Consider the following 6,456-nt stretch of genomic DNA (forward strand, 5'->3'; position numbering starts at 1 on the left):
GTTCAGATCAACTGAACTAGAAAGCCCCCTCTCACGAGGGGGCTTTTTTGTGCCTTCCCATCCCTCAAACAACAAACAAACAAGGTAGGAAGCCTTAGTGCGAGCGGCAAATGATTTTAGTGCGATGCTTGCTTGGGATGACTTAAAGATTTGAATGATAATTTTATTGCTTCTAGGAGAGACTTGATGAAAACATTGTTTTACAGTTGATTTGATCAGAGATTTTACTTTTGCTTTTGCTTTGAAGTTATGGCTAACTGCTTTCTGCATCATACTTGTAAACGAATGGTTATTGAATAGACATTGAAAGCATGACAATTCAACTTTGATATATTGCAAAACCGTTTCAAAAGTGCAATCATTGCAATAATGACATTTGCAAGAAGAGAGTCCTGTGACAAGGAATCATGTTCCATTCCATAGAAGCATTACCGGGAGAATGCTTTTTTTAGGTGTCGTTCCTTCTGTCTCAATCTTATTAGGTATATTGATTTATGTGATTGCGGATGAGTATGGATCGTTGAAATCTCTGAATGAAAAAAACATGAGGGGTCTTGTAGATAAAGTGGCTACAGATATTGATATTGGCAATACGCGAGCAATACTTGCTGTAAAGGTCATGGCTCTCGCACAACAAGATGGGCTTTTTGGAAGACGTACAGAATCGATTCAATATGCCAAATCGATTGTCAAGACATTTCCGGAATTTACAGCAGCTTATTTTGGTTATGAACCGAATGCAGACAACCAGGATAAAAAAGCAATAAGAGTACAAACTAATCTTCTTGAACAGCGTTCGATTAATAAAAATGGACGCTTCTTACCTTACTGGTTTCATGATCATGACAATAATAATAGTCTTGAGTTAGAACCATTAGTTAATATGGAAACGAGCCTTTATTACAATGGCTGCAAGGATCTTTTTATTGCCTCAGGCAAACCACAAGCGATGATAACTGAACCTTATATGTATGAAGGTAAAATGATTGTTGAGCAGACTTATCCTATCATTATTGATGGTGAGTTTAAAGGTATTGCGGGTGTTGATCGTGCTTTGTCAGATATCGTGAATTCCTTGAAAGAAATAAGAGAGCGCGATAAGGCCGATGTGTTCCTGATAAGTAGAGAGGGGAAATTTGTAGCTTCTACGACTGAGGGAAATTTAAAGGATAGAAACTCCAAGCAACAATTGCGAACAAAGTCGATATCAATTACTAAATACAATAAACTTTTTGGTCAACTCTATCAAAATAAAAGGATCCCTTCTTTTCGACTTGCCGTAGATCCTCTTGATGATGAAAAATATTATTATGCTTCTGCACCAGTTTCAACTGGTCAGTGGATGGTTGTCATCCGCAAATCTGAGGCATCTGTTGTTGCTCCAATTCAGGCCAAAATAGCTGGTATTTTAATTATTACTTTTGTAGCTGTAGCTATAGTAATAGTGATTTCCCTGTTGATTACTACTAATATATCTGGACGAATTCGTCATGTTGTAGATGTTTCTAATCGAGTTGCTGTTGGAGATTTTGGCATAGAAAATGAAATTGATACTAATGCAAAGGATGAAACAGGACTTTTGGCTATCAGTTTTAATAATTTGGTTGACTATTTTAGATCTATCTCAAATATGAGTGCAGCAGTAGCTAAAGGTGATTTTGGTTATCGCCTTGTTCAACGGTCTACACATGATCAATTGGCAGTGACCTTGAACAAAATGAGTGAAAGCAGAATGCATGCCGAAGCTGCTGTTATACAAGCACGTGATGAAGCAGAAGAAGCAAATCGTGCGAAAAGTGATTTTTTAGCAAAAATGAGTCACGAACTGCGAACACCTATGAATGCCATTATTGGATATAGTGAGATGCTTGAAGAAGAGGCTGAAGATACCGGTCAAGAAAATATAATTCCAGATTTGAAAAAAATTAATTCTGCTGGAAAACATTTGCTTTCTCTAATTAATGATGTACTTGATCTTTCCAAAATTGAGGCAGGAAAAATGGAATTATTTCTCGAGAGATTTGCGATTAAAGATATGATCGATGATGTCATAGGCACTACGCGACCTTTAATTCACCAAAAAGGGAATACACTTGAAGTTGAATATTTATTGAATATAGATACTATGTATGCTGACATGACGAAGTCGCGGCAAATATTATTTAACTTGTTGAGTAATGCAAGTAAGTTCACAGAGTCTGGAGATATCCGACTCATTGTTTCACAAGAATTCAAGGAAAACATTAATTGGATAGTTTTCTCTGTTATTGATTCCGGGATTGGCATGAATGAAAATCATATCTCACGTATATTTGACTCTTTCTCGCAAGCAGATGATTCTACAACTCGAAATTATGGTGGGACTGGCTTGGGACTTACTATCACTCGTCGATTTTGTGAAATGATGGGAGGTAATATCGTAGTTAAAAGTGAAATTGGAAAGGGTAGTGAATTTGTTGTTTCGATACCTGAGGCTGTTATCAAAAAAGAGAAAGAGGTTGAATCTCCCTCTCATCCCTCGGGGACAAACATCTCGTCATCAAACTCAGAAGCTAAATCTAGGCCTGTTGTTTTAGTTATTGACAATGATGAAGGAGCCAGAAAAGTAATCTCTCATACACTTAGAGGAAGGGGGTTAAATGTTGTAGAGGCTGGTTACGGAATAGAAGCTCTAGGTATTGTTAGGGAAATTTGTCCTTCTATCATCATCGTGGATGTGACAATCGCTGGAACTGATGATTGGTCTATCCTAAACCAATTAAAGGATGATACCGAATCAAGAAATATTCCTGTTGTTATGGCAGCAATTAATGAAGGCGAAGAGTTTGCTTATTCACTTGGAGCCTCTGATTTTCTCAATAAGCCCATTCAAAGAGATCAACTTCTCAAGATATTGTCACGATTTGTTGGTATAAATGGGAACGGTAGCGTTTTAATTGTTGATGATGAGAGTGATGCAAGGGATCTTATCAAGCGTCAATTAGAGTCTACTGGTGTTGAAATATTTGAGGCTAGTGGAGGTCGACAAGCACTTGATTTAATAGGCAAAGTAAATCCCGGCTTAATACTTTTGGATTTAATGATGCCTGAGATGGATGGTTTTGAATTCCTTGATCACTTGCTCGAGACTGAAGCCTGGAAGCAAACCCCAGTTGTCATTATTTCAGCTAAAGACTTGACTAATAAAGAAAGGGAAAAACTAGCATTTCACTCATTGCATGTCTTTGCAAAGGGTAGCTATCTACGCGAAAATTTAGCCGACTATGTGGTTCGTGCTCTTGATTCGCTTCCGTTCCCTTGTGAGAGTGAGGAATCATAAAAAATGAATCAATTCCGATCTCACATTCATTCTATATTAAAAACACTATTTTTGAGATTTTCTTGGATTGGATATCGTTTGAATCGTTCCTTTTCGTCAGATACTAAAATACCTTTTTTACTTCTTGCTGTTGGAACACTCACGTTAATTCTTATTGGTGCACAATCTACACATTTGGGGTTGTTCTCTAAGGATTCTTTATCGGCTGAAGGTATAGACAATCAGTATGGTGGATGGATTGACAGTTATTGGTGGTCCATTAAACATGTATTAGATCCGGGTGCATTTGCTGATAACTATGGCGCACCTCTTTCTGTTCTTATTGTTTCATTACTGATTTCACTTGGTGGTTTGGTTTTTTTAGGAGCATTAATTGGTCTTATAAGTGCCTCTATTCAACAGAGACTTGCCCAGCTTGAATTAGGTAATACACAAGTTGTTGAAAATAAGCATGTTGTTGTTTTGGGTTGGGGACCCAGCGTTCCAGGTTTAATTATGAACCTACTGAGCATCTATAAAGATACTGTTATTGTTGTTTTGGCTCCCTGTGAGCTCTCTTTCATGCGCGAAGAGCTACGATGTGAAGGTATAGTAATCAACGGTAAAAAATTAGTCCTGAGAAAAGGTATTCCAAGTCGTAATTATGAGTTGTATAGGATTTCTATTCGACATGCTCGAAGCATTATAGTTGTTGCCCATACATTAGACGTGGAGCAGCAAATAGATAAATATGATTCTCCATCTGATGTTGAAGCTATCAAGACTTTGCTTGTACTAGAGGGTATTCTTAGGAATACTGACATTTCGGATAACGATAGTAAACGAGGCTTTTCTAGATCTGTAATTGAACCATCCATTGTGTGTGAAATTTGTGCTAGAGAAAATACAGAAATAGCGAGAATTGCAAGCCGTGGTAGAGCCTCAATTGTTTCAACTGATGATTTTGCAAGCCGACTATTGGTTCAAGCTGCTCGACAACCAGGAGTTGTTGATGTATTTGAATGCATTCTGAATCAAGAATTAAAAGGTATAAAAGTTCAATCTATGCCAGAAGCTGTTGGAAAGCAGTTCTCGAGTCTTTTGTTCTTTACCCATTCTGCAGTACCAATCGGGGTTAGTTGGGTTGAGGAGAGTGAAGGGATTAAGCGTACTGCTTCAGCTTTAAATATTGAACCAAGTTATGAAATTGAAGAAGAAGAAGATATTGTATTGTTGTCACATATTGAGCCTACATTAATTCATAGAAGTGCTAGGACAAATCAACTTAATGAGATATCTTTGTCTGATGCTGGTGGCCTTAAGCCTAACAGTAATCATTTTGATTCCGTTTTGATTCTTGGTACCAACTCTCTTCTGGATGAGATTCTTACTGAGCTTAATGGTCATGCGCTTTCTCGCACGATGGTTAAGTTAATTTCTAGTCATTCAGCTGAGCAAATCGAGATTGATGAACGTCTTGTTTTTCCTAAATTAGATCTTGTTGTTCAGAAGGGAAATACGGTTAGTCGATCTCTTCTAAAAGAAATGATTCATTCTCAATTTGACTGTATTTTTGTTTTGGCTGATGAGTCGGATGGTGGCGATGCTGATGCACGGTCGATTATGACCATACTTATGCTGGGTGACATCATTAATCATGCCAAAAATATTCATATACCAAGAATTGTTCTTGAGTTGAAGGATAGTCGCAATCGTGAATTGGTTAGAGATTCTATTGCTTCTGAAATTGTTGTGAGTACTAATTTAGTGAGTACCGTTATGGCGCAAATCTCACAGTATCCTGTTATCGGTCCAGTTTATCGTGAGCTCTTAAGTGCGGGTGGAATTCAGATTTCGCTTCGTGCGCCTGATCACTATCACTTATTGAATCAAAAGGTTGAGCATTCGGTACTTATTACAATGGGACTCAAGGAATTTGAAACTGTTATAGGTGTTATTCTATCAAGAAAGAACGGCATAGAGGTTAACCTAAGTCCCGATATCAATCAAAATTGGGTTCTTAATGATGATGACAGGGTTATAGTTTTGTCACAGCAAATGTACAATTAGACAGTTGTGTATTGCTCAGCTTACGCGATTGATTTGATTTTGTATTATTTCGAGTAATCTTTTAAGCTCGATTGGTTTGGTGTCATAGTCATCGCAGCCTGCTTCTTCGCATTTTTCGCGATCACCCGTCATGGCATGCGCAGTTAGAGCAATAATTGGTATGTCGCATGTTTTTTCGTCTGCTTTCAATCTCCTGGTTGCTTCCCATCCATCAATCACCGGGAGGCTCATATCCATTAAAATAATATCAGGAGATTCAGAATTAGCTACATCTAAAGCCTCGCCTCCGTCAATGGCAATTACCACTTCAAATCCTTTTCGCGTCAAGCGACGAGAGAGCATGTCGCGATTCATCTCATTGTCTTCTACGAGAAGTATTTTTGTCATTGGCGAATCCGGACAACTGTCTACTTTGACATTACCGATCGTATCATCATTAGGTCGTTTTACAATGAACATTTAATCCTTGATAACAGTTTAATCTTAGAAATGATAATTCCTTTTTCAGCATTTATTTGGCTGCCTAGATTAATGAAATTAGTCCATTGGAAGCTTCTTGATGTTCTCGCTTTGGTAGGAATATGTTTTTGAGGGTTTGCGAAATGCGAACCCTCAAGACTTTGTAAGTCTTGTTTTCTTCTCTTTCGTTGTACTTCCGGCTTTGCTGTGCTGTAACTGCTGATGTTTTTTGTTTTCTCTGGGTGATCAGCCGGTGGCCGCCACCGGAGCCATCTGAACCCTGACGCCCAACGCCTTGCTGCCATCAGCAAGGATCACACCACCGCCGCGTGGTGTTTTTTTATGGCCGTTTGCCAAGAACTCCAGCATCGCCCTGCCTCTCAGATCTTGGCTTCAGGCATTGCCTTCAGGCCATCACCCACTCCAGGACAAGCGTGATCAGCTGAGCTGATCGGAGGGATCAGAAAGTCTCCGCGCCCATTCCGTGTCAGCTCCGCAAACTTCCGTTACATTGCTTCTGTCGGGTTAACCGACCTTCTTTATTCGCCACCGGGATTCGTCCCACAGGCTCTTTTCCGTTCTCATGACTACCACCATCCAGCAGCGCTCCGGCGCTAACGGCTGGCAGC

The 6,456-nt window shown here is 39.1% G+C and carries 5 protein-coding genes; 2 read left to right on the forward strand and 3 right to left on the reverse strand.

What is annotated here, in order from left to right; genetic code table 11:
- A partial coding sequence (locus DXY38_RS13875; RefSeq protein ID WP_206749677.1) for a hypothetical protein occupies positions 1-270 on the reverse strand: 270 nt, incomplete at its 3' end.
- A 169-nt stretch (positions 271-439) separates the two neighbouring features.
- Between DXY38_RS13875 and DXY38_RS06455 the strand changes: the two genes are divergently transcribed.
- A complete protein-coding gene (locus DXY38_RS06455) occupies positions 440-3,319 on the forward strand; it encodes a response regulator (RefSeq protein ID WP_115070946.1) in 2,880 nt (959 codons plus the stop codon).
- Between the two features lie 78 nt (positions 3,320-3,397).
- Entirely contained in the window at positions 3,398-5,368 is a 1,971-nt protein-coding gene (locus DXY38_RS06460; protein WP_170952875.1) for a hypothetical protein, read from the forward strand.
- Positions 5,369-5,383: 15 nt separating this feature from the next.
- Here DXY38_RS06460 and DXY38_RS06465 read toward each other — a convergent pair whose 3' ends face one another.
- Both DXY38_RS06465 and DXY38_RS14085 read right to left on the reverse strand, forming a co-directional pair.
- Complete coding sequence (locus tag DXY38_RS06465) at positions 5,384-5,755, reverse strand: response regulator (RefSeq protein WP_115070948.1); 372 nt, start codon at positions 5,753-5,755, stop codon at positions 5,384-5,386.
- Between the two features lie 318 nt (positions 5,756-6,073).
- Positions 6,074-6,196, reverse strand: a complete 123-nt coding sequence (locus DXY38_RS14085; protein WP_256359566.1) for a hypothetical protein — start codon at positions 6,194-6,196, stop codon at positions 6,074-6,076.
- Between the last annotated feature and the right edge of the window lie 260 nt (positions 6,197-6,456).

The organism is Synechococcus sp. UW179B (genome assembly GCF_900474245.1).
GTDB lineage: Bacteria > Cyanobacteriota > Cyanobacteriia > PCC-6307 > Cyanobiaceae > Synechococcus_C.